The sequence below is a fragment of the Pseudomonas sp. 05N434 genome (assembly GCF_056396965.1).
In genome coordinates this window covers 1-532 of record NZ_JBFTMK010001070.1, presented here as the reverse complement: position 1 = coordinate 532, position 532 = coordinate 1, and the positions used below count along the sequence as shown (strand labels likewise).

General features: G+C 59.3%; 1 protein-coding gene. It reads left to right on the top strand.

What is annotated here, in order from left to right; all coding sequences use genetic code 11:
- A partial coding sequence (locus tag AC1DLB_RS31765) for an IclR family transcriptional regulator (RefSeq protein ID WP_477786503.1) occupies positions 1-532 on the top strand: 532 nt, incomplete at both ends.

Sequence of the window (532 nt, the reverse complement as noted above, 5' to 3'; positions counted from 1 at the left end):
CGTCAAAGGTGCTGTTGACCGTTGCCTGGAGGCTATTGAGCTGCTGGCACGTGAAGCTCGCTGGATGCGGATGTCCGATATCGCAGCCGAGCTGAGCTTGGAAAAGGGGCCTGCTCATCGAGTGCTTGCTCAGTTAGTCGAGCAAGGGTGGGCAGAACAGGATGAAGCCACCTCGCAATACCGCTTGACGCTGAAGCTGGCGCTGTTGGGGCAGCGCTATTTGCATGGAATTGGTTTGCCTGAGTTGGTCCAGCCGATCCTTGAGCAAGTGGCTGTTCAGTGCCAAGAGTTGGTGCGCCTGACGGTGGTCAACGAGGGCACCTTGTCTTGRCTGTCTTCGGCCCAAGGCGCTGCGCCAGGGCTTATGTATTCGCCAGCCATGGATAAGCCGATCAATCTCTACGCCACCGCCAATGGCAAAGCCTGGCTGGCCTCAATGCCGGATGAACTGGCCATTGAGCATGCGCTGCGTAGCGGCCTGGGGAGCCGGATGAACTGGCCATTGAGCATGCGCTGCGTAGCGGCCTGGGGA